Source organism: Pseudomonas sp. CH61 (assembly GCF_059429415.1).
The window spans coordinates 6,516,190-6,536,720 of record NZ_CM182098.1 but is presented as its reverse complement, the minus strand read 5'-3'; the positions used below and the strand labels follow the sequence as shown (position 1 = coordinate 6,536,720).

The following is a 20,531-nucleotide window of genomic DNA, read 5'->3' as shown; positions in this document are numbered from 1 at the left end:
CTTCAGGACTGATCGCCGTGCCACTGCCGTCGAACATGGTCAAGCCGCTGTTGCTGAGTCAGACCCACCGGCGGTGGCACCAGCACGGCACGCGGATGCAGCAAGCGTAGCCATAACCAGCCATCGAGCACGGTGCGGTCGCTGAATCCCAACGCCAGGCCTTGTTGAGCATGGGAGGACATCGTCGCGTAATCGGTTCCCAGCGATTGGCACCAGCGCCAGACATGTTGCTCCAGAAGGCAGGTTTGCAAGCGTTCGCGCTGGCGTCGGGTCAGGCTCTCTTCGATGCTCAGCGGTTCGACGGCAAGCCCCGGATTGCGCAACTGCTGCCAGCCCTGACTGCCAATTGCACGGTCGGCCCAGGTCCCGCCGAACCAGCGCATCTGACGGATCGGCCCGAGCCAGCGGCTCAACTCAGCGGCGTCGCAGGCGTCGAAAAAATAGCTCGCAGTCTGTCGGTTGTAATAGCTGAGCAAGGCCCGATGACTCAAGCCGAACGACACCGTGAGCATGCGTTGCAAGTGGCTCAGCAACCGTTGAGCACAGACCTCACTACCCAGCAGCAACCCGCGCCAGGTGTTCGGGTCGCTGTGACACAACGCGGCCAATGCCGGGCAATCGCGCAAATCGATCAGCACCGGGCCGTGCTCGCTGACCGGTTCGAACTCAGTGCCATCGAACAGATTGAAGCACTGCACGTCGGCAAACGCCCGGCGCAAGATCAGCAAGGCCTGCGGTGCATCCGGGCCATCGAGCAACAGCCACTGCGCCATGGACTCGAGTATCGCGCCACTCATGTTGCGCCGCTCTGCTCAAGCGCGGTGACCAGTCGACAACTGCACACCGACTGGGAGCAATGGTTGAAACTGCCGCCGCCAGGGATCAGGCACAACAGCAGCAAAGGTTCACCCGACATCAGCCGTTGCTGCAGGCCGTCACTGACCAGGCTGTCGGGCAGTGGCAACGCCGGGACCTCGTTGCAGTCGCTGTCGGCGGCGATGGGCGGCTGCAGCACACCGCTGATCATCGGTTGATCCGGATCGCCCTCGAAAAAGCTCACCACCACCTCGACCCCATCGCTCAGCGCGGCCATGGGCGCCTGTGCCAGAGATGGCGCGACCGGCAGCCAACAGTGACTCGGCGCCGCCCCTTCGCCTTGATACAGCCAGTCGAATTGCACCGCCACCGGGCGCAAGCGGTCGGGTTGTGGTTCATCGACCGCCACCACCCAGGCGCGTTGCAGGCTGTGCATGCGCAGGCGCGATAGCGCTTTGGCCGAGGCACACGGTACCTGCACCGCGCCGAACAGTCGGTTGGCGTACGGCGGTTCGTGGGATGGATCGGCGCGATGCTCAATGCGTGTCAGCAACCATGGGCGATTGCATTCGGCGAAGGGGTGCCCAGTCACCCGCAGCCAATGGCCGCTGCGCAACGCTGCCAGATCACTGCGACCTTCCGCGCGTTGCACAGCTGATGCATTGGCCGCAGTTGTGCTTTGCAATTGCCACTGGTGCAAGGCCGCAGAACCGTCGGCGTTGTCTTCGCACCGATAACGCACGGCACCTGCCAATGGCAACTGCGCCGGATCATCGGCAAAGACCAGGCAATGCCGGTCGCGGTCATGTTCAAAGTAATAGTGAATCCGCGCCTGCGCACACAAGCGCTGGAGCAGTTGCAGATCGGACTCGCGGTATTGCGTGCAGAACGTCCGGGCCGGGTAGTTGCCATGCAATTGGAAACGGCGCTGAGGACCGACGATCCCGTGCTCCCTGAGCACTTGCTCGATGATCTGCGGCACCGAACGACCACTGAAGATGCGCTGACTGAAGCGCAGCGCGAGGCAACCCAGCTTCGGCCCCAGACGAATCCGGCTCAACTGCAAGCCTTGTCCGTGCTCATGCTGGACAAGGCTCAGCAGTTGCCCGTGCACGCCCTCCCCCGACGGCCCGAAACAGAGGAACGCCGAACGGTACAGCAGGCCGGCGAGATCCAGGTGCGGATCTTCGATCAACACATCGATCTCGAACGCAAAGGATTTGCTGAGGGCTTCGCTACCGGTAAAGGCCAGGACTTCGAAGGGGTCGGACAGGCCCGCTACATCGAGACGAAACGACGACTCGTTGACTGGTTCGAACATGGGCGGATCTCTACAGGAGGGGCGGCCGGGGATTCTCGCCGAGAGCCATGGCCGAGTAGAGAGCTGAAGTACAACTTAGGAAATGACCTACGCGAAAAGCAGACCGGATGACTTTTCTGGCCGGGAATGCCAAGCCTTTCGCAAAGATATTGGGAGATATCCCACCGGGTCATGCGAATTTTCCGCCATCTACAGGAAAAATTCACACAACCCGGCGAGATCGCCACCTGACCTCAGGAAGACAGGTAGGAGGAGCGGGTCAGGCCCAGACGCAAGGCATCGAGAAATTGCGTGCGCTCGCTGGCACTGATGCGGGCACTGGCGCACTTATCGCGGTAGTGAGTCATCAGTTCTTCCGGCGACAAGTGCACGTAACGCAGCATGTCTTCGATGGTGTCGTGGGTCTCGATGCCGGCGTGGTACACGCTGCCATCGGCGTTCTGGTAGATGTTCACCGAGTCGGTGTCACCGAACAGGTTGTGCATGTCGCCGAGGATTTCCTGATAGGCGCCAACGAGGAACACGCCCAGCAGGTAATCTTCGCCTTCGTTCAAACCGTGTACCGGCAGACTGGTTTCGATGCTCTGCTCGTCGACGTACTGGTTGATCTTGCCGTCGGAGTCGCAGGTCAGATCCTGCAGCACCGCGCGGCGCAACGGCTCTTCGTCGAGACGGTGCAGCGGGATGATCGGCAGAACTTGGTCGATCGCCCAAGTGTCCGGCAGGCTCTGGAATACCGAGAAGTTGCAGATGTACTTGTCGGCCAGCTTGTCGTTGAGCTCGTCGAGCACCTGACGGTGCGATCGCTGACGGGCTTTCAGCGAGTTGTGCAGGCGACGGCAAACAGCGAAGTAGCACTGCTCGGCCAAGGCTTTTTCGGCCAGGGTCAGTTTGCCGTCGGCGTACTGCGCGGCCACGTCGCTCATGTAGTGGGTGGCGCGCCAGTAGGTCTCGGTGACCATTTCGATGTCGGTCGGGCCGAGCAGATCAACCAGCCACTGCACGGTTTCCGGCAGCGACTCCTTGTTTTCGATCTGCGGGATCTCGTCGTTGTGTTTCTCGACGTCGGTCACCTGCACCACCAGCATGGCGTGGTGTGCGGTCAGCGAACGGCCGCTTTCGGAGAAGATGTGCGGATGCGGCAGGGCCTGCGCGTCGCAGAATTCCTTGAGCATGCCGACCACGACACCGGCGTAATCGTCCATGTCGTAGTTGATCGAACTGGCGTTGCGCGAGTGCGTGCCGTCGTAGTCGACACCCAGACCGCCACCGACGTCGATGTGATCGACCGGCAGACCGAGGTTGCGCAGCTCGCCGTAGTAACGGATCGCTTCTTTGAAGCCGTGCTGATAGTCAGCGAGGTTGGCAATCTGCGAACCCATGTGGAAGTGCAGCAGGCGAATGCCTTGATCCAGGCCAGCGGCGCGGAAACGCTCGACCACCGACAGCAGTTGCGCTGCCGACAGACCGAACTTGGATTTCTCGCCACCGGTGTCCGCCCACTTCGACGACGCCAGCGACGACAGACGCACGCGCAGGCCGACCTGTGGCTTGACCTTCAGCGAGGCGGCTTCTTCGATCACCAGACCGACTTCGGATTCTTTCTCGATGACGATGAAGACATTATGGCCAAGCTTCTGGCCCATCAGCGCCAGACGGATGAACTCACGGTCCTTGTAACCGTTGCAAACGATGGTGCCGCCCTTCGGCGCCAGTGCCAGCACGGCCAGCAGCTCAGGCTTGGAACCGGCTTCCAGGCCGATGGAGACGTCCTGGGTGGCGATGATGTTCTCGATCACCGCTTCTTGCTGGTTAACCTTGATCGGGTACAGCGCGGTGTACTTGCTCTGGTATTCCAGGCGCTCGATGTTCGCATCGAAAGCGCCGGTCAACTGGCGTACACGGTCTTGCAGGATGTCGGGGAAGCGAACCAGCAACGGCAAGGACAAACCGCTTTTGCGCAGTTGGTCGACTTGCTCGAACAGGTCGATAGGCGAGCTGCTCGGGCCGTTCGGACGAACTTCGACGCGACCGGCGTCATTGATCGCGAAATACCCGGCCCCCCAATGGCGAATCCCGTAAACACTGCGGCTGTCCGCAACTGTCCATTGGCTGCCATCGTCTTTGCGTGTGCGTCGTACGGACATCGAAGTCCCCTATAAAGAAGTCATAGTGCGTCGCCTGATCGCAGGCCGGCGCAGTCTAAAGTATGAAAATGACGGTTCGTCAGCGCGGCGGTAGACCGCACTGACTGCGTGGAGTTTAGAAACCGGTCATGAACAGGCTCTGTGAAAACCATGGAGACGACGCCGGATCTGCAATGTTTCAGACCCGGATCAAGCCGCAGGTGGTTTTCACAGAGGCTGCTAGCCGCCGGACTTCTTCGCTTTGAAACCGTGCTTGATCAGCTCAGCCAAGAGTAGCTCGACATGATCGCCCTGGATTTCGATGATGCCGTCTTTCAACGCCCCGCCGGTGCCGCAACGTTTCTTCAACGTTGTCGCCAACTCTTTGAGCGCGTCTTCGGCCAGAGGCACGCCGGTGATGGTGGTCACCGTCTTGCCGCCACGGCCCTTGCTCTCGCGTCGTACGCGGGCAATGCCGTCGCCGGCCGGGATCACGGTTTGTTTGCAGATACAGGCGTCCACCGGCTTACTGCATTCCGGGCAATGACGACCTGCGTCGGTGGAAAATACCAGGCCACCTAAGGCGGCGAAGGATGCGGCTTTTTTGGCCACCGGCAATCCTCTTGGGAGGACAAAGACTGATCGCAACCTTGGGCAAGGTCAGCGACCGCGAAGCCCCACTCAGGCAGGGGCAGCGCTACTGCACCGGATGCTTCAATAAAAGCAGGACGGTGCAGCTTGAAAAGGTCGCGCAGTGTAACGGCAAAAATGCGACTTGCTAAGTGCCAATCGGCGCCAATTCATGTGTTCTTTGCGACGTCGCTTTGCTGCGCCTTCAGATAGCGCTTCAACGCGGCCAGAGAGTCCGGGCAATAAGGCTTTTGCTCGATTTCCTGCATGACCTGCTCGACCGGAATAAAGCGTGCTTCGAGGACTTCTTCCGGCTGCAGTTTGAGCGGACCGTCCCATACAGCGGAAAACGCCGAACACCACAGGCGATTGCCGGTGTCCTCGAAGTAGAAATGGTCATGGGCCGTCAGCTCGACGCCGCTGACACCCAACTCTTCTTCCAGCTCTCGGGCCGCCGACTCGGCGTAAGTCTCATCGGCCTGCACCATGCCGCCTGCCGCGACATCCCAGTAACCCGGGTAAATTGCCTTGCTCAACGTGCGCCGGTGCACGCAAAGATCACCGGCGGAATTGAACAACATGATGTACGTGCCACGGCCGATCAGCCCGCGCTCGCGTAAATCGGCGCGCACGAGAGCGCCGAGCAGGTTGTCCTGCTCGTCGACCCAAGCGATCTGTTCAGCATCCGAGGCGGCGCGATGGGCCGCCTCTTTGGCGTTCTGGCTCATGAATCAGCCCTGATTGAGCAGTTGACGCAAATCGATCACAGCAGCGTTGGCACGGGAAATATAGTTGGCCATGACCAGCGAGTGGTTGGCCAGCACGCCGAAGCCACTGCCGTTAAGAATCATAGGACTCCAGACCGGTTCCTGCGAGGCTTCCAGTTCACGGATGATCTGACGCACGCTGACGGTGGCGTTCTTCTTCGCCAGGACATCGGCGAAGTCGACTTCGATGGCGCGCAACAGGTGCGAGAGTGCCCAGGCCTGACCGCGTGCTTCGTAGAACACGTTGTCGATCTGCATCCAAGGAGTCTCGACAACTTCCTCGTCAACCTGCGGCACTTCGCCGATGGCCGGCACTTCGGTTTTCAGCGCAGTGTTGAGTTTGACCCGGCCAACACTGGCCGACAGGCGTTGCGACAGCGAGCCGAGACGGGTGCCGACATCGCCGAGCCAGTTGTTCAGGTTGTCGGCGCGGGCATAGAACAGCGCGTTTTTCTGGGTTGGATCAGACAGGCGCGCCTGATAGCGGCTCAACGAATTGATACCTTCCTGGTACTCCGACTCACTCGACGGCAGGATCCAGCTCTTGTTGTCGAAGTTGAAGCGCGGTTCGGCCTTGGCCAGATCGGCATCTTCCGCCGACTGCGATTGCGAACGGGCAAAGTCTTTGCGCAGGGCACGGGTCAGGTCACGCACCTGCACCAGTACGCCGTATTCCCAGCTCGGCGTGTTATCCATCCACAGGCCCGGCGGGAAACGGTCGTTGGAAATGTAGCCGCCCGGCTTGTTGAGCAAGGTGCCAGCAACGGTTTTCAGGGTTTCGACAGTGGTATAGCCGATCACCATCTGCTTGCCTTCTTTCTCGGCAGCTACCTGAGCGTTTTGCGCGACCGGAAACAGCGCCGGCTCCTGGCTCCAGTACCAGCCCAGGCCAATGGTCACCAACAGATAAATGCCGATCAGCGTGGCCAGCGCACGGCTGAACAGCAGCCCGCCCACATAGCTGCGGGCGGCCGACTTGGGCTCGGCGGCTCGTTCAGGCGCGCTGCCCGCGCGGTTTTTCCAGTCCAGCATGGCGATATCCTTTCAAATCTTGGGTTCAACGGTTCGACCACAACCATACAACAACGTGCCAGAGCCGGGCACCCGCGCGTAACGATAAGCCGCAAATCATGTGGACGAATGACGCTTCGACGCCGACTAAGGGAATCCCCGATGCCCGCGCCTCAGCGATTCGAATGGCAGGCTATTGAAAACCCTTGCAAAGCTCATTCATCGCGCGGATGAAAGTACGCCTGACAACTCATCCATATCGCCCTGATCAATCAGGGACTGCCCGTACCATGGGGGTTTGAGCGACGACAAGGTCGAAAACAAAACCGCCCGGTCAGAAACTGAATGGTGACGCATTGCAGATTATTGACGTACGACACTCGTCTAAGGGAAAAGAGGTGCTAGCATAGAGCCACCAGTCGATCTCAGCATGCAGCCTAACTAGTAGTCAGGATATGACCGAGCCAGAAGACCCCAGCCGTGAGCGTCTCAAGCACCACTTTGCCCAGCGGGTAATTCATCAGGCACGTCAGATTCTTGAGATATGGCAGCGCCTGCAACGCAGTGAGTGGTCCACTGTCGACCTCGCCGAACTGAGCGAGGCCAACCTGCGCCTGCTGCGTTTTGCCGAGCGCTTCGAACAGCCGGAACACACTCAACTCGCGCGCCACATCAGCCAGTCGCTGGAAGCGGTAGACGCCAACCGCGGCCGCCTCAGCAGTGGCCTGATCACTGACCTCAATCGCTTGATGCAGCGCTTGTCGCGCACCGGCCTGCGCCATGGCGATCAACTCGACCAGACCTTCCTGCCGCCACTGCGTAAACCGATCTACGTGATGCTGCAGGATCACGACCGCGCCGAACGGCTGGCCAAACAACTGGAGTTCTTCGGTCTGAGCGCGCAGGCGCTGGACAGTGTTTCGGCTTTTCGCTCCTCGATGGTCGAGCGCCTGCCGGCAGCTATCGTCATGGACGTGGATTTCAGCGGCGCCGGCATCGGCCTGAAACTCGCCGCCGAAGCCCAGATTGGCCTGGAAGAACCGCTGCCGCTGCTGTTCTTCAGCCTGCACGAAACCGACACGCCGACCCGTCTCGCCGCCGTGCGCGCCGGTGGCCAGGAATTTCTCACCGGCACCCTCGAAGCGTCGAGCCTGCTGGAAAAGATCGAAGTCCTCACCTGCGTCGCGCAGTACGAGCCTTATAAAGTGTTGATCATCGACGACTCCCGTGCGCAGGCTTTGCACACCGAACGCCTGCTCAACAGCGCCGGCATCGTCACGCGCACCTTGATCGAACCGATTCAGGCGATGGCCGAACTGGCGGATTTCCAGCCCGACCTGATCATCCTCGACATGTACATGCCGGCCTGCACCGGCACCGAACTGGCCAAGGTGATTCGCCACAACGATCGCTATGTCAGCGTGCCGATCATCTATCTGTCGGCCGAGGACGATCTGGACAAGCAGCTCGACGCCATGAGCGAGGGCGGCGATGATTTTCTGACCAAACCGATCAAGCCGCGCCACTTGATCACCACCGTGCGCAACCGCGCCGCCCGCGCGCGCAATCTCAAGGCACGGATGGTCCGCGACAGCCTCACCGGTCTGTACAACCACACGCACATTCTGCAATTGCTCGAAGACTGCTCGTTCCGCGCCCGCCGCGAGAACAAGCCGCTGAGCTTTGCCATGCTCGACATCGACCACTTCAAACGGGTCAATGACAGCCACGGTCATCCAATGGGCGACCGGGTGATCAAGAGCCTCGCGCTGTTTCTCAAGCAGCGTTTGCGCAAGACCGATTTCATCGGCCGTTACGGCGGCGAAGAGTTCGCCATCGTCATGCCCGACACCGATATAGAAGCCGCGCATAAAGTGCTCGACGAAATCCGCCAGCGTTTCGCCGAAATCCATTACCCGGCGCAGCCCCAGGATTTGTGGTGCACCTTCAGTGCCGGCGTGGTGGAAATGCACGACGACTGCGACAGCCTGATGATGGCCAGCCAGGCCGATGAGGCGCTGTACCGCGCCAAGGGTGCCGGGCGCAATCGCGTGCAGACTGCGCGCGAATCAAAGCAAAGTGCCACTTTTTCATCGGATTCCACTGATTCGGTCATAACCCTGTAACAGAACCGCAATAAATTCAGGCGCTTACCATTTCTGCCGTTGGTAGCCGTCATGCGCCTGAAGTTGCTCACCAATCTCAATACGCTGCTGCTGGTCGCCGTGTGCCTCGCACTCGGCGCGACGCTGTGGTGGTCGCAAAAAGCCCTCGAACGCCCGTATCTGTTGATGGAGCGTTATCTGGGGTTGTCGCAGCAATTTCAAAACGAGGTGGCGCGCAACGTCGAGGACTACCTCGGCAGTGGCGATGCCCTGCGCCTGAGCAGCGCCGGCCAGGCCATCGACGGTTTGCGCGAAGACCTCGGTGAATTGCCCCCGGCGCTGGCCGACACCCTGCGCCCGAGCTTGACGGGGCTGGAAGAATTCAGCAAAACCGACCTGCTCGCGGCCGGCAAACTGGCCGGTGATCCGCAGGCCTTGCTGTTGCAGGCCGAGCGCGAATTGAGCGCCAGCCTCGATCAGCTCAGCACTTACGCCAACGGTAACGCGGCTTATCTGGCACCGCTGCTCGCCGCTGCGCAGCACTTGGGCAAACTGTCGCTGGCGCGGGACAAACTGGTCAGCAGCGGGCGCAGTGAGTTGGCCGCCGATGTTGAGCGCGAAGTCACCAATATCCGCTCGCAGGCTCAAGTGATTGATGCCCTGCCCTTGCTCGGCGTTGTGGCCAAGAGTGAATCGGGCAGCGACGATTTCGCGGCGATGATGGGCATCGAAAACACGGAAAAAACTGTCGCGCAAGATGCTGGCGTCGGCCTCAAGCGCGAACTCAACAGCTTGCTCGGACGTTATCCGGCGGAGCTTGAGCGCACCCGCGATCAGATTCAGAAACGCACTGACCTCAGTGCCGCCACCCATCAGAAAATCGCCGCAGTGCAGCAAGCCATTGCCGGACTGGAGCCAGTCGTGCGGGCCCAGCACGGACAAATCCAAGGCGAAGTACGCTTGATGCAAGGCGTGATGATCGGCCTGATTCTGCTGATCGCGCTGTTGATCGACACCTTGCAGCGGCGACTGGCCCGTACGCTGACCAATCTCGCGCCTGCGCTGTCGACCTGGGCAGAAGGCGATTTCAGCCGCGATATTCACCTGGGCAAAACCAACCGTGAACTGCACGACATCGAAGCCTCTTTGAATCGCTTGCGCGCCTATCTGGTGGATCTGGTCGGCACCATTCGTGGCAATGCCGAACAAGTCGCGGGCAGCAGCCGTACCCTCGCCGAGCTGAGCAACGACTTGCACAGCGGCGCCGAGCATCAGGCTGGCGACACCGCGCTGATCCGTGATTCCCTCGGCGAACTTGAAGCGACAATCCAGCAAGTGGCCGGTGACGCACAGCAGGCGGCGGATGCCAGCCGTCATGCCGGACTGGCCGTCGAGCATGGGCAGACGGTCATTGGCCAAAGCCTCACCGGCCTGCACGCGTTGGTCGGTGAAGTACAAGGCAACGCGCAGATGATCGAACACCTGGCAGAGGAGTCGGCAACCATCGGCGGTGTGTTGACGGTGATTCGTTCGATCGCCGACCAGACCAACCTGCTGGCGCTGAACGCGGCGATCGAAGCGGCGCGTGCCGGGGAAATGGGTCGGGGTTTCGCCGTAGTGGCCGAAGAAGTACGCTCACTGGCACAACGCACCGCAGGCGCGACAGCCGAGATTCAGACGCTGATTGCCGGCCTGCAAACCGCTGCTCGTCAATCGGTCGAAGGCATGCGCGCGCAGGTCGAACACGCCGAAGCCACCGCCAATCAGGCGCAAGCGGCGGACGGTGCGCTGGATAAAATCGTCGGCGCGATCCAGACCATTTCCGACACGGCGATCCGCATCGCCGATGTCACCGCGCAGCAAAGCGGTGCAGTCAGCGAGATTCGCGATCACAGCGAGCGGATTCATCAATTGGGTGGGGATAACTTGCTGCGCATCGGTCGTGGCCGTGAGCAGGGTGAGAATCTGCTGGTGCTGGGTGGGCAACTGCATACAGCCGTTCAGGCCTTTCGCGTCTGATAGACCGCTATCGCGAGCAGGCTCACTCCTACAGGGAACGCATTTCAACTGTAGGAGTGAGCCTGCTCGCGATAGCGTCATTTGTATCACCGCCTATCTTGCGGAATGACCGGATCAAATCACTTGGTCACATATTTCGCGCAAACATCGGCCATCGTGCTGGCTATTGCATAGAACTGGACAGTCACAAAGTCTTTGCGGCATAGTCGCCGGGTTCTGACGATTGCTCATTCATAACAAGGACTACGCAGATGGCAACCCTACTGGTGCTGCACGGCCCCAACCTGAACCTGCTCGGCACCCGCGAACCCGGCACCTACGGTTCAACGACCCTGGCGCAGATCAATCAGGATCTGGAGCGCCGCGCCCGTGAAGCCGGCCATCATCTGCTGTATCTGCAAAGCAATGCCGAGTACGAATTGATCGACCGCATCCACGCCGCGCGCGGCGAAGGCGTCGATTTCATTCTGATCAATCCAGCAGCTTTTACGCACACAAGTGTCGCATTACGTGACGCGTTGCTGGGAGTGAGCATCCCATTCATCGAAGTGCATTTGTCCAACGTGCACAAACGCGAACCTTTCCGCCATCACTCTTACTTCTCCGACGTAGCGGTGGGAGTGATCTGCGGCCTTGGCGCCAGCGGTTACCGACTGGCCCTGGAGGCTGCACTAGAACAGCTTGAAACACAGGCAACGACTTGAACTACAAGCGTTAAGCGCCCCTGACCGACCCTTGGGAGTTGATGATTCATGGATATCCGTAAAGTTAAGAAACTGATCGAATTGCTGGAAGAGTCCGGCATCGACGAGCTCGAGATCAAGGAAGGCGAAGAGTCCGTACGCATCAGCCGTCACAGCAAGACCCCGGCTCAGCAGTACTACGCGCCGGCGCCGATGCAAGCACCGGCTGCCGCACCTGCCGCTGCTGCTCCGGTTGCTGCTGCAGCCCCGGTTGCCGCTGCCGCTCCTGCGCTGAACGGCACTGTTGCCCGTTCGCCGATGGTCGGCACCTTCTACCGTAAATCTTCGCCAACCTCGCCGTCCTTCGTTGAAGTCGGCCAGACCGTGAAGAAAGGCGACACTCTGTGCATCGTCGAAGCCATGAAGATGATGAACCACATCGAAGCTGAAACCAGCGGTGTGATCGAGTCCATCCTCGTCGAAGACGGCCAGCCGGTTGAGTACGACCAACCGCTGTTCACCATCGTTTGAACTGCGGAGAGCCTTTGATGACTGCGAAGTTGGAAAAAGTTCTGATCGCTAACCGCGGTGAGATCGCCCTGCGGATTCTGCGTGCCTGCAAAGAGATGGGCATCAAGACCGTCGCCGTTTACTCCAAGGCCGACAAAGAGCTGATGCACCTGGGTCTGGCAGACGAATCCGTCTGCATCGGCCCGGCTTCTGCCGCGCACTCTTACCTGCACATCCCGGCCATCATCGCTGCCGCTGAAGTGACTGGCGCTACCGCCATTCACCCAGGCTACGGTTTCCTCGCGGAAAACGCCGATTTTGCCGAGCAGGTCGAGAACTCCGGCTTCGCCTTTATCGGCCCGAAAGCCGACACCATTCGCCTGATGGGCGACAAGGTCTCGGCCAAGCACGCGATGATCGAAGCGGGCGTACCGACCGTTCCAGGTTCTGACGGCCCGTTGCCGGAAGACGAAGAAACGGCGCTGCGCATCGGTCGCGAAGTCGGCTACCCGGTGATCATCAAAGCCGCTGGCGGCGGTGGTGGTCGCGGCATGCGCGTGGTGCACAAGGAAGAAGACCTGATCGCCTTCGCCAAACTGACCCGCACCGAAGCTGGCGCGGCGTTCGGCAACCCGATGGTCTATCTGGAAAAATTCCTGACCAATCCACGTCACGTGGAAGTGCAGGTTCTTTCCGACGGCCAGGGTCATGCGATCCATCTGGGCGACCGCGATTGCTCGCTGCAACGTCGTCACCAGAAAGTTCTCGAAGAAGCGCCGGCACCTGGCATCGATGAGAAAGCGCGCGAAGAAGTACTGGCTCGCTGCGTCAAGGCGTGCATCGACATCGGTTACCGCGGTGCGGGTACTTTCGAGTTCCTGTACGAGAACGGTCGTTTCTACTTCATCGAAATGAACACCCGTGTTCAGGTGGAGCACCCGGTTTCGGAAATGGTCACCGGTATCGACATCGTCAAGGAGATGCTCAGCATCGCCGCTGGCAACAAGCTGTCGTTCACGCAGGATGATGTGGTAATCCGCGGTCACTCGCTGGAATGCCGGATCAACGCTGAAGACCCGAAAACCTTCATGCCGAGCCCGGGTACGGTCAAGCATTTCCACGCTCCAGGCGGCAACGGCGTTCGCGTCGACTCGCACCTGTACAGCGGTTATGCGGTTCCACCGAACTACGACTCGCTGATCGGCAAGCTGATCACTTACGGCGCGACCCGCGACGAAGCCATGGCCCGCATGCGCAATGCCCTGGACGAAATCGTGGTGGACGGGATCAAGACCAACATCCCGCTGCACCGTGATCTGGTTCGCGACGAAGGCTTCTGCAAGGGTGGTGTGAACATTCACTACCTCGAGCACAAGCTGGCTGGCGAGAAGCACTAAGCTTCAGCCCGCACCAGACAAAGCCGCCTTCGGGCGGCTTTGTTGTTTCTACAGATTTCACAAAACCCTGTAGGAGTGAGCCTGCTCGCGATGAGGCTGGCACATTCAGCATTTATGTTGACGGCAACATCGCCATCGCGAGCAGGCTCACTCCTACAAGGGATTGGCGCTACAAATCCAGCTCCCACAAACCGCCTGCGCTCGCGTAAACTTGCGCGCTTCTCGCCGGCCGCTAGGCTGCAATCAATATTTTTCAAAGGTGCCCGCCATGCCTTGGCTGCAAGTACGTCTCGCCATCAGCCCGGAACAAGCCGAAACCTACGAAGACGCTTTCCTTGAAGTGGGCGCCGTGTCGGTGACCTTCATGGACGCCGAAGATCAGCCGATCTTCGAGCCGGAACTCAACACCACCCCACTGTGGGCCCACACCCACCTGCTCGCGCTGTTCGAGGGTGGCACCGAACCGGCACCGGTTCTGGCCCATCTGGAACTGCTGACCGGCAGCCCGCTGCCCGAGCATCACAGCGAAGTCATCGAAGATCAGGATTGGGAACGCAGCTGGATGGACGGTTTTGAGCCGATGCGTTTCGGCCAGCGCCTGTGGATCGTGCCGAGCTGGCACGCCGCGCCGGAACCTGATGCGGTCAACCTGCTGCTCGATCCGGGTCTGGCGTTCGGCACCGGCACGCACCCGACCACCGCCCTGTGCCTGGAATGGCTTGACGGTCAGGACCTGAAAGACTGCAACGTGCTCGACTTCGGTTGCGGCTCAGGGATTCTGGCGATCGCCGCCCTGCTGCTCGGTGCGAAAGAAGCGGTCGGCACCGACATCGACGTGCAGGCGCTGGAGGCCTCGCGCGACAATGCCGGGCGCAACAACATTGCCGACGAACTGTTCCCGCTGTACCTGCCGGAAGATCTGCCACAGGTTCAAGCCGACGTGCTGGTCGCCAACATTCTTGCCGGTCCGCTGGTTTCGCTGGCGCCGCAACTGTCCGGCCTGGTCAAAGCCGGTGGGCGTCTGGCGCTGTCGGGCATCCTTGCCGAGCAAGGCGATGAAGTCGCCGCCGCTTACGCGAAGGACTTCGATCTCGATCCGATCGCCAATCGCGATGGCTGGGTGCGCATCACCGGTCGTCGGCGCTAATATGTCCGCCTGCATAATCCGGATCGCCGCATGACCGACAGTTTCGTCACCCAGTGCCCGCATTGCCAAACCAGTTTCCGTGTCAGCCATGCTCAATTGAGCGTGGCCCGCGGGGTGGTTCGCTGCGGCTCCTGCCTGCAAGTGTTCAACGCCGCCAAACAGCTGCTGGAACAACACGCCGGCAAGGACGCGGTGACGCCGGTTGCGCCGCCCATGGTTGCGCTGCCGGACGAAGCGCCGTCGGCTTTCGAGCCACCGCCCGTCATCGAGCAGCCCGAGCCGCGCGCCATCAGCCAAAAGCAGTGGAGCGCCTCGGCGCTTGATCTCGACAGCCTCGATCTGGATGAAGAACTGGCCCGTCTCGAACAACGGGAAATCCAGCCCGCCACCGAGCTCGGACGCGTGCGCGAAGACTCCCTGAGTGCCCGTCGCGACAGCCCGGAGCCGGATGACGCGGCATGGCCAGGCAGTCTGTTCAGCGAACCTGCCGACGAGCGGCTGCCTGAGCCGGACGACGAGCCGCCGATCGACGACATTGAACCGGTCAAATCCGAGCGCACCGAGCCTTCGCTGTCGCTGGAACCGGTGGATCTGGATGACGAGCCAGCGATCCCGCACCTGCGCCTGCACGACCCGATCGACCCCAATGCCCGCCGCGAACGCTTGTCGGCCAATGACAAACCCGATGACGACGATTTGCCATCGATTGAGCCGCTGCGCAAAAAACGCGAGCGCGCAGAACCCGGCGTACGCGCAGAAGTTCTGCAAGACCTGACCGACGACCCGTTGCAACTGGACTGGCAGAAACGCCGCTCGCCGTGGGGTCGTCGCTTGCTTTGGCTGATGCTGGTCTTGCTGGCGGCAGGTGGGCTGGCTGCGCAGTACATCTCTTATCACTTCGATGAACTGGCCCGACAGGATCAATACCGCCCGTGGTTCCAGCAAATCTGCCCGCAGATCGGCTGCACGGTGCCGTCCAAAGTGGACATCGCCCGAATCAAGAGCAGCAATCTGGTGGTGCGCAGCCATCCGGAGTTCAACGGTGCGCTGGTGGTCGATGCAATCATTTACAACCGTGCGACGTTCTCCCAGCCATTTCCATTGTTGGAGCTGCGCTTCGCCGACCTCAACGGCCACCTGATCGCCAGTCGTCGCTTCAAACCCGGCGAATACCTGAGAGGCGACCTCGAAGGCCTGGCGGAAATGCCGCCACAGACGCCGATCCACATTGCGCTGGATATTCTCGATCCAGGCCCGAAAGCGGTGAATTACAGCCTGAGTTTCCACTCGCCCGAGTGACGCGCCTCATCGCTTTCGAATTGACGGCGGTTTTCTGACTTTGTCACGCACAACCAAACCGGTGGCGATAACAGAATAACTGTTCAGATTTTGTTCAATTCAGCCTTTATCCAGTCATCGAGAGCGGGTATCATGCCAACCCTTTTTCGAACTCTCATGATCCGGCCCCACCTCAGGGAAGTCCTATGTCGGCGGTACGCATCGGCCCATACACATTGCAGAACGGCTTGATTCTCGCCCCGATGGCGGGCGTCACCGATCAGCCCTTTCGTCAGCTGTGCAAGCGTTTGGGCGCAGGGCTTGTAGTCTCGGAAATGGTCACCAGTGACATGAGCCTGTGGAACACCCGCAAGTCGCGCATGCGCATGATCCACGAAGGCGATCCCGAGCCACGCTCGGTACAGATTGCCGGTGGTGATGCACAGATGCTGGCGGATGCAGCCCGGGCCAACGTCGAACTGGGCGCACAGATTATTGATATCAACATGGGTTGCCCGGCAAAGAAGGTCTGCAACAAGGCCGCCGGTTCCGCGTTGTTGAAAGATGAAGCACTGGTCACCGAGATCCTGCAGGCCGTTGTGGCTGCGGTTGATGTGCCGGTCACCCTGAAGATCCGCACCGGTTGGGATCGCGACAACAAGAACGGTCTGACCGTGGCGAAGATCGCCGAGCAGGCCGGGATCACCGCGCTGGCAGTGCATGGCCGCACTCGCGCCGATCTGTACAAGGGTGAAGCCGAGTACGACACGATTGCCGCGATCAAGCAGGCGGTGTCGATCCCGGTGTTTGCCAATGGCGATATCGATTCGCCGGAAAAGGCCCGTTACGTGCTTGACGCAACCGGTGCCGATGGCCTGTTGGTAGGCCGTGCCGCTCAAGGGCGGCCATGGATTTTTCGCGAGATCGAACACTTCCTGCGTACCGGCGAGAAATTGCCGGCGCCGGAGCTGATCGAGGTGGAACACATACTGCTAGAGCATCTGGCCGCCCTTCACGCTTTCTATGGGGATGTGATGGGCGTGCGCATTGCGCGCAAGCATGTGGGCTGGTATCTCGCAACCTTGCCGGGCGCCAGGGAGTTTCGCGCCCACTTCAATCGTTTGGATGGTACGGAAACACAATGCGCCAACGTTCGGGAGTTCTTCGCCGAGCGTTACAAGAGCCTGACAGGGGACGAAGAAGGGGTGGCCGCATGACGATGATGACCGAGACTTTAGTGAGTGGAACAACACCCGTGAGCGACAACGTGAATTTGAAACAGCACCTCAATACCCCGAGCGAAGAAGGTCAGACCCTTCGCGGGAGTGTCGAGAAGGCGCTGCACAATTATTTCGCCCACCTTGAGGGCGCGTCCGTCACGGATGTGTACAACCTGGTGCTCTCCGAAGTCGAGGCTCCCCTGCTCGAAAGCGTGATGAACTACGTCAAGGGCAACCAGACCAAGGCCAGTGAGCTGCTGGGACTTAACCGCGGCACGCTGCGCAAGAAACTCAAGCAGTACGATCTGCTGTAAGCATTCAATCAAACCAGAAAGGCGCCCGCGTAAAAAACGGTCGCCTTTTTTGCTGACTTCCTTTGCTTTTGATGGAAATTGAGATGACCGACCAGACTACCCGCCTGCCGATCCGCCGCGCCTTGATCAGCGTTTCCGACAAGACCGGGATCCTCGAATTCGCCAAGGAGCTCGAAGCTCTGGGCGTCGAGATCCTCTCCACCGGCGGGACGTTCAAGCTGCTGCGCGACAACGGTGTTGCCGCAGTGGAAGTCGCGGATTACACCGGTTTCGCCGAGATGATGGACGGTCGGGTGAAAACCCTGCACCCGAAAATCCACGGCGGCATCCTCGGTCGTCGCGGTATCGACGACGCGATCATGAGCGAGCACGGCATCAAGCCGATTGATCTGGTCGCCGTTAACCTCTATCCGTTCGAAGCCACCATCAACAAGCCAGGCTGCGACCTGCCGACCGCTATCGAGAACATCGACATCGGCGGCCCGACCATGGTCCGTTCGGCGGCGAAAAACCATAAAGACGTAGCGATCGTGGTGAATGCCAGCGATTACGCCAGCGTGCTCGAAGGCCTCAAGGCCGGCGGCCTGACCTACGCTCAGCGTTTCGACCTGATGCTCAAGGCCTTCGAACACACTGCTGCCTATGACGGCATGATCGCCAACTACATGGGCACCGTGAATCAGGCCGCTGAAACACTCAGCACCGAAGGCCGCAGCGAATTCCCGCGCACCTTCAACAGCCAGTTCATCAAGGCCCAGGAAATGCGCTACGGCGAGAACCCGCACCAGAGCGCGGCGTTCTACGTAGAAGCCAAGCCTGCCGAAGTCGGCATCGCCACCGCGACCCAACTGCAAGGCAAAGAGCTGTCGTACAACAACGTGGCCGACACTGACGCCGCACTGGAATGCGTGAAAAGCTTCGTCAAGCCAGCCTGCGTGATCGTCAAGCACGCCAATCCATGCGGCGTGGCAGTCAGCCCGGACGCTGAAGGCGGCATCCGTCAGGCCTATGAACTGGCTTACGCCACCGATACCGAATCGGCTTTCGGCGGCATCATTGCCTTCAACCGTGAACTGGATGCCGAGACCGCCAAAGCGATCGTCGAGCGTCAGTTCGTTGAAGTGATCATCGCCCCAAGCGTCAGCGCAGAAGCCCGCGCCATTGTGGCAGCCAAAGCCAACGTGCGCCTGCTGGCCTGCGGCGAGTGGTCGGCTGACCGCGCCGCTGCGTGGGACTACAAGCGCGTTAACGGCGGTCTGCTGGTGCAGAGCCGCGACATCGGCATGATCAGCGCCGATGACCTGAAAGTGGTGACCAAACGCGCGCCGACCGAACAGGAAATCCACGACCTGATCTTCGCCTGGAAGGTTGCCAAGTACGTTAAGTCCAACGCCATCGTCTACGCCAAGAACCGTCAGACCATCGGTGTCGGCGCGGGCCAGATGAGCCGCGTAAACTCGGCACGTATCGCCGCGATCAAGGCTGAGCACGCCGGCCTGCAAGTCGCCGGTTCGGTGATGGCCTCGGATGCGTTCTTCCCGTTCCGTGATGGTCTGGACAACGCGGCCAAGGTTGGCATCACTGCAGTGATCCAGCCGGGTGGTTCGATGCGTGATGCGGAAGTGATTGCCGCTGCTGATGAAGCCGGCATCGCCATGGTATTCACCGGCATGCGCCACTTCCGTCACTAAGAACACGTTCCAATGTAGGAGTGAGCCTGCTCGCGATAGCCATTGATCAGTCAAAGCTGCAGTGACTGACACACCGCAATCGCGAGCAGGCTCACTCCTACAGAAAAGCGTCCCTGCGGCGCTCAACAGAATTAGCGTCATCCGAGGTTTTTGAAATGAATGTTTTGATCATTGGCAGCGGTGGCCGTGAACACGCCCTGGCCTGGAAAGTGGCTCAGGATCCGCGCGTGCAGAAGGTGTTTGTTGCGCCGGGCAATGCCGGTACGGCAATTGAAGCCAAGTGCGAAAACGTCGCCATCGACGTGCTGGCCCTTGAGCAACTGGCCGACTTTGCCGAGAAAAACGTTTCCCTGACCATCGTCGGCCCGGAAGTGCCACTGGTGGCTGGCGTTGTCGATCTGTTCCGCTCCCGTGGCCTGGACTGCTTCGGTCCGACCGCTGGTGCTGCGCAGCTGGAAGGTTCGAAAGCCTTCACCAAGGATTTCCTCGCGCGCCACAAGATCCCGACCGCCGACTACCAGAACTTCACCGAGATCGAGCCGGCTCTGGCTTATCTGCGTGAAAAAGGCGCACCGATCGTGATCAAGGCCGACGGCCTCGCCGCCGGTAAAGGCGTGATCGTCGCCATGACCCTGGCTGAAGCCGAAGACGCCGTTCGTGACATGCTCGCTGGCAACGCTTTCGGTGACGCTGGTTCGCGCGTGGTCATCGAAGAATTCCTCGACGGCGAAGAAGCGTCGTTCATCGTCATGGTCGACGGCAAAAACGTTTTGCCGATGGCCACCAGCCAGGACCACAAACGTGTTGGCGACGGCGACAGCGGCCCGAACACTGGCGGCATGGGTGCTTACTCCCCTGCCCCGGTGGTCACCGCCGACGTGCACCAGCGCGTGATGGATCTGGTGATCTGGCCGACCGTGCGCGGCATGGCCGAGGAAGGCAATGTCTACACCGGTTTCCTCTATGCCGGTCTGATGATCGACAAGGCCGGTAACCCGAAGGTTATCGAGTTCAACTGCCGCTTCGGCGATCCGGAAACCCAACCGGTGATGCTGCGTCTGCAATCGAGCCTGGTGCTGCTGGTCGAAGCCGCTCTGGCGCAAGCGCTGGACAAGGTTGAAGCACAGTGGGATCCACGTCCGAGCGTCGGCATCGTGCTGGCCGCTGGCGGTTACCCGGGCGATTACGCCAAGGGCGCAGCGATCAACGGTCTGGACGCAGCGGCGAAGCTGGAAGGCAAAGTCTTCCACGCCGGCACCGCGCTGAAAGATGACAACGTCGTAACTGCCGGTGGTCGCGTACTCTGCGCCACTGCAATGGGCGCCAGCGTCGGTGAAGCGCAGCAGCAAGCCTACAAGCTCGCGGCCGCCATCGACTGGGAAGGTTGCTTCTACCGCAAGGACATTGGCTACCGCGCCATTGCCCGTGAACGTGGCGAAACCCAGGAATAAGCTGTCGATCAAGTCTGGCGAGGGATACCGTTCCTCGCCGGGCTG

General features: G+C 60.4%; 17 protein-coding genes. 11 read left to right on the top strand and 6 right to left on the bottom strand.

What is annotated here, in order from left to right:
* Positions 1-2: 2 nt before the first annotated feature.
* The 6 genes from AC5SEM_RS29295 to AC5SEM_RS29270 all read right to left on the bottom strand — a co-directional run bounded on the left by AC5SEM_RS29295 (position 3) and on the right by AC5SEM_RS29270 (position 6,692).
* On the bottom strand, positions 3-797 hold the full coding sequence (locus AC5SEM_RS29295) for a DUF4123 domain-containing protein (RefSeq protein ID WP_495471853.1): 795 nt from the start codon (positions 795-797) through the stop codon (positions 3-5).
* Entirely contained in the window at positions 794-2,137 is a 1,344-nt protein-coding gene (locus tag AC5SEM_RS29290) for a type VI secretion system Vgr family protein (RefSeq protein ID WP_495471852.1), read from the bottom strand. The genes AC5SEM_RS29295 and AC5SEM_RS29290 overlap by 4 nt, the downstream gene beginning before the upstream one ends.
* Before the next feature lie 233 nt (positions 2,138-2,370).
* Complete coding sequence (gene speA / locus AC5SEM_RS29285) at positions 2,371-4,284, bottom strand: arginine decarboxylase (RefSeq protein ID WP_034151560.1); 1,914 nt, start codon at positions 4,282-4,284, stop codon at positions 2,371-2,373.
* A 219-nt stretch (positions 4,285-4,503) separates the two neighbouring features.
* Positions 4,504-4,875 (bottom strand): translation initiation factor Sui1, encoded by a 372-nt coding sequence (locus AC5SEM_RS29280; protein WP_007914613.1) that lies wholly within the window; start codon positions 4,873-4,875, stop codon positions 4,504-4,506.
* A 188-nt stretch (positions 4,876-5,063) separates the two neighbouring features.
* Entirely contained in the window at positions 5,064-5,621 is a 558-nt protein-coding gene (locus AC5SEM_RS29275) for an NUDIX hydrolase (RefSeq protein ID WP_123593101.1), read from the bottom strand.
* A gap of 3 nt (positions 5,622-5,624) precedes the next feature.
* Positions 5,625-6,692 carry a DUF2333 family protein gene (locus AC5SEM_RS29270; protein WP_141125796.1) on the bottom strand — a complete coding sequence of 356 codons (1,068 nt, stop codon included), beginning with the start codon at positions 6,690-6,692 and terminating at the stop codon, positions 5,625-5,627.
* A gap of 434 nt (positions 6,693-7,126) precedes the next feature.
* Here AC5SEM_RS29270 and gcbA point away from each other — a divergent pair, with 434 nt between their 5' ends.
* The 11 genes from gcbA to purD all read left to right on the top strand — a co-directional run bounded on the left by gcbA (position 7,127) and on the right by purD (position 20,486).
* Positions 7,127-8,797: a diguanylate cyclase GcbA gene (gene gcbA / locus AC5SEM_RS29265; protein WP_495471851.1), complete on the top strand. Its 1,671-nt coding sequence runs from the start codon at positions 7,127-7,129 to the stop codon at positions 8,795-8,797.
* Between the two features lie 51 nt (positions 8,798-8,848).
* Positions 8,849-10,795, top strand: coding sequence for a methyl-accepting chemotaxis protein (locus AC5SEM_RS29260; protein WP_137217638.1), 1,947 nt, complete (start codon positions 8,849-8,851; stop codon positions 10,793-10,795).
* A 251-nt stretch (positions 10,796-11,046) separates the two neighbouring features.
* Complete coding sequence (aroQ, locus tag AC5SEM_RS29255) at positions 11,047-11,499, top strand: type II 3-dehydroquinate dehydratase (RefSeq protein ID WP_007914604.1); 453 nt, start codon at positions 11,047-11,049, stop codon at positions 11,497-11,499.
* Positions 11,500-11,547: 48 nt separating this feature from the next.
* The gene (gene accB, locus AC5SEM_RS29250) at positions 11,548-12,009 is read left to right on the top strand and encodes an acetyl-CoA carboxylase biotin carboxyl carrier protein (protein WP_150652411.1); all 462 of its coding nucleotides are present in this window, start codon (positions 11,548-11,550) and stop codon (positions 12,007-12,009) included.
* A 17-nt stretch (positions 12,010-12,026) separates the two neighbouring features.
* Positions 12,027-13,385: an acetyl-CoA carboxylase biotin carboxylase subunit gene (gene accC / locus AC5SEM_RS29245; protein WP_077570780.1), complete on the top strand. Its 1,359-nt coding sequence runs from the start codon at positions 12,027-12,029 to the stop codon at positions 13,383-13,385.
* Positions 13,386-13,653: 268 nt separating this feature from the next.
* Entirely contained in the window at positions 13,654-14,532 is an 879-nt protein-coding gene (gene prmA / locus AC5SEM_RS29240) for a 50S ribosomal protein L11 methyltransferase (protein WP_495471850.1), read from the top strand.
* Positions 14,533-14,562: 30 nt separating this feature from the next.
* Positions 14,563-15,831 carry a DUF3426 domain-containing protein gene (locus tag AC5SEM_RS29235; RefSeq protein ID WP_495471849.1) on the top strand — a complete coding sequence of 423 codons (1,269 nt, stop codon included), beginning with the start codon at positions 14,563-14,565 and terminating at the stop codon, positions 15,829-15,831.
* A gap of 185 nt (positions 15,832-16,016) precedes the next feature.
* Entirely contained in the window at positions 16,017-17,027 is a 1,011-nt protein-coding gene (dusB, locus tag AC5SEM_RS29230; RefSeq protein WP_116031736.1) for a tRNA dihydrouridine synthase DusB, read from the top strand.
* Positions 17,024-17,344 carry a DNA-binding transcriptional regulator Fis gene (gene fis / locus AC5SEM_RS29225; RefSeq protein ID WP_002555375.1) on the top strand — a complete coding sequence of 107 codons (321 nt, stop codon included), beginning with the start codon at positions 17,024-17,026 and terminating at the stop codon, positions 17,342-17,344. The genes dusB and fis overlap by 4 nt, the downstream gene beginning before the upstream one ends.
* An 83-nt stretch (positions 17,345-17,427) precedes the next feature.
* Positions 17,428-19,035, top strand: coding sequence for a bifunctional phosphoribosylaminoimidazolecarboxamide formyltransferase/IMP cyclohydrolase (gene purH / locus AC5SEM_RS29220; protein ID WP_095047355.1), 1,608 nt, complete (start codon positions 17,428-17,430; stop codon positions 19,033-19,035).
* Between the two features lie 155 nt (positions 19,036-19,190).
* On the top strand, positions 19,191-20,486 hold the full coding sequence (purD, locus tag AC5SEM_RS29215; RefSeq protein ID WP_495471848.1) for a phosphoribosylamine--glycine ligase: 1,296 nt from the start codon (positions 19,191-19,193) through the stop codon (positions 20,484-20,486).
* Positions 20,487-20,531 lie beyond the last annotated feature (45 nt).

Bases quoted from the DNA above. Each gene is read 5' to 3' on its own strand.
- AC5SEM_RS29295 (WP_495471853.1), bottom strand. From the start codon at position 797: ATGAGTGGCGCGATACTCGAGTCCATGGCGCAGTGGCTGTTGCTCGAT.
- AC5SEM_RS29290 (WP_495471852.1), bottom strand. From the start codon at position 2,137: ATGTTCGAACCAGTCAACGAGTCGTCGTTTCGTCTCGATGTAGCGGGC.
- speA (WP_034151560.1), bottom strand. From the start codon at position 4,284: ATGTCCGTACGACGCACACGCAAAGACGATGGCAGCCAATGGACAGTT.
- AC5SEM_RS29275 (WP_123593101.1), bottom strand. From the start codon at position 5,621: ATGAGCCAGAACGCCAAAGAGGCGGCCCATCGCGCCGCCTCGGATGCT.
- AC5SEM_RS29270 (WP_141125796.1), bottom strand. From the start codon at position 6,692: ATGCTGGACTGGAAAAACCGCGCGGGCAGCGCGCCTGAACGAGCCGCC.
- gcbA (WP_495471851.1), top strand. From the start codon at position 7,127: ATGACCGAGCCAGAAGACCCCAGCCGTGAGCGTCTCAAGCACCACTTT.
- AC5SEM_RS29260 (WP_137217638.1), top strand. From the start codon at position 8,849: ATGCGCCTGAAGTTGCTCACCAATCTCAATACGCTGCTGCTGGTCGCC.
- aroQ (WP_007914604.1), top strand. From the start codon at position 11,047: ATGGCAACCCTACTGGTGCTGCACGGCCCCAACCTGAACCTGCTCGGC.
- accB (WP_150652411.1), top strand. From the start codon at position 11,548: ATGGATATCCGTAAAGTTAAGAAACTGATCGAATTGCTGGAAGAGTCC.
- accC (WP_077570780.1), top strand. From the start codon at position 12,027: ATGACTGCGAAGTTGGAAAAAGTTCTGATCGCTAACCGCGGTGAGATC.
- prmA (WP_495471850.1), top strand. From the start codon at position 13,654: ATGCCTTGGCTGCAAGTACGTCTCGCCATCAGCCCGGAACAAGCCGAA.
- AC5SEM_RS29235 (WP_495471849.1), top strand. From the start codon at position 14,563: ATGACCGACAGTTTCGTCACCCAGTGCCCGCATTGCCAAACCAGTTTC.
- dusB (WP_116031736.1), top strand. From the start codon at position 16,017: ATGTCGGCGGTACGCATCGGCCCATACACATTGCAGAACGGCTTGATT.
- fis (WP_002555375.1), top strand. From the start codon at position 17,024: ATGACGATGATGACCGAGACTTTAGTGAGTGGAACAACACCCGTGAGC.
- purH (WP_095047355.1), top strand. From the start codon at position 17,428: ATGACCGACCAGACTACCCGCCTGCCGATCCGCCGCGCCTTGATCAGC.
- purD (WP_495471848.1), top strand. From the start codon at position 19,191: ATGAATGTTTTGATCATTGGCAGCGGTGGCCGTGAACACGCCCTGGCC.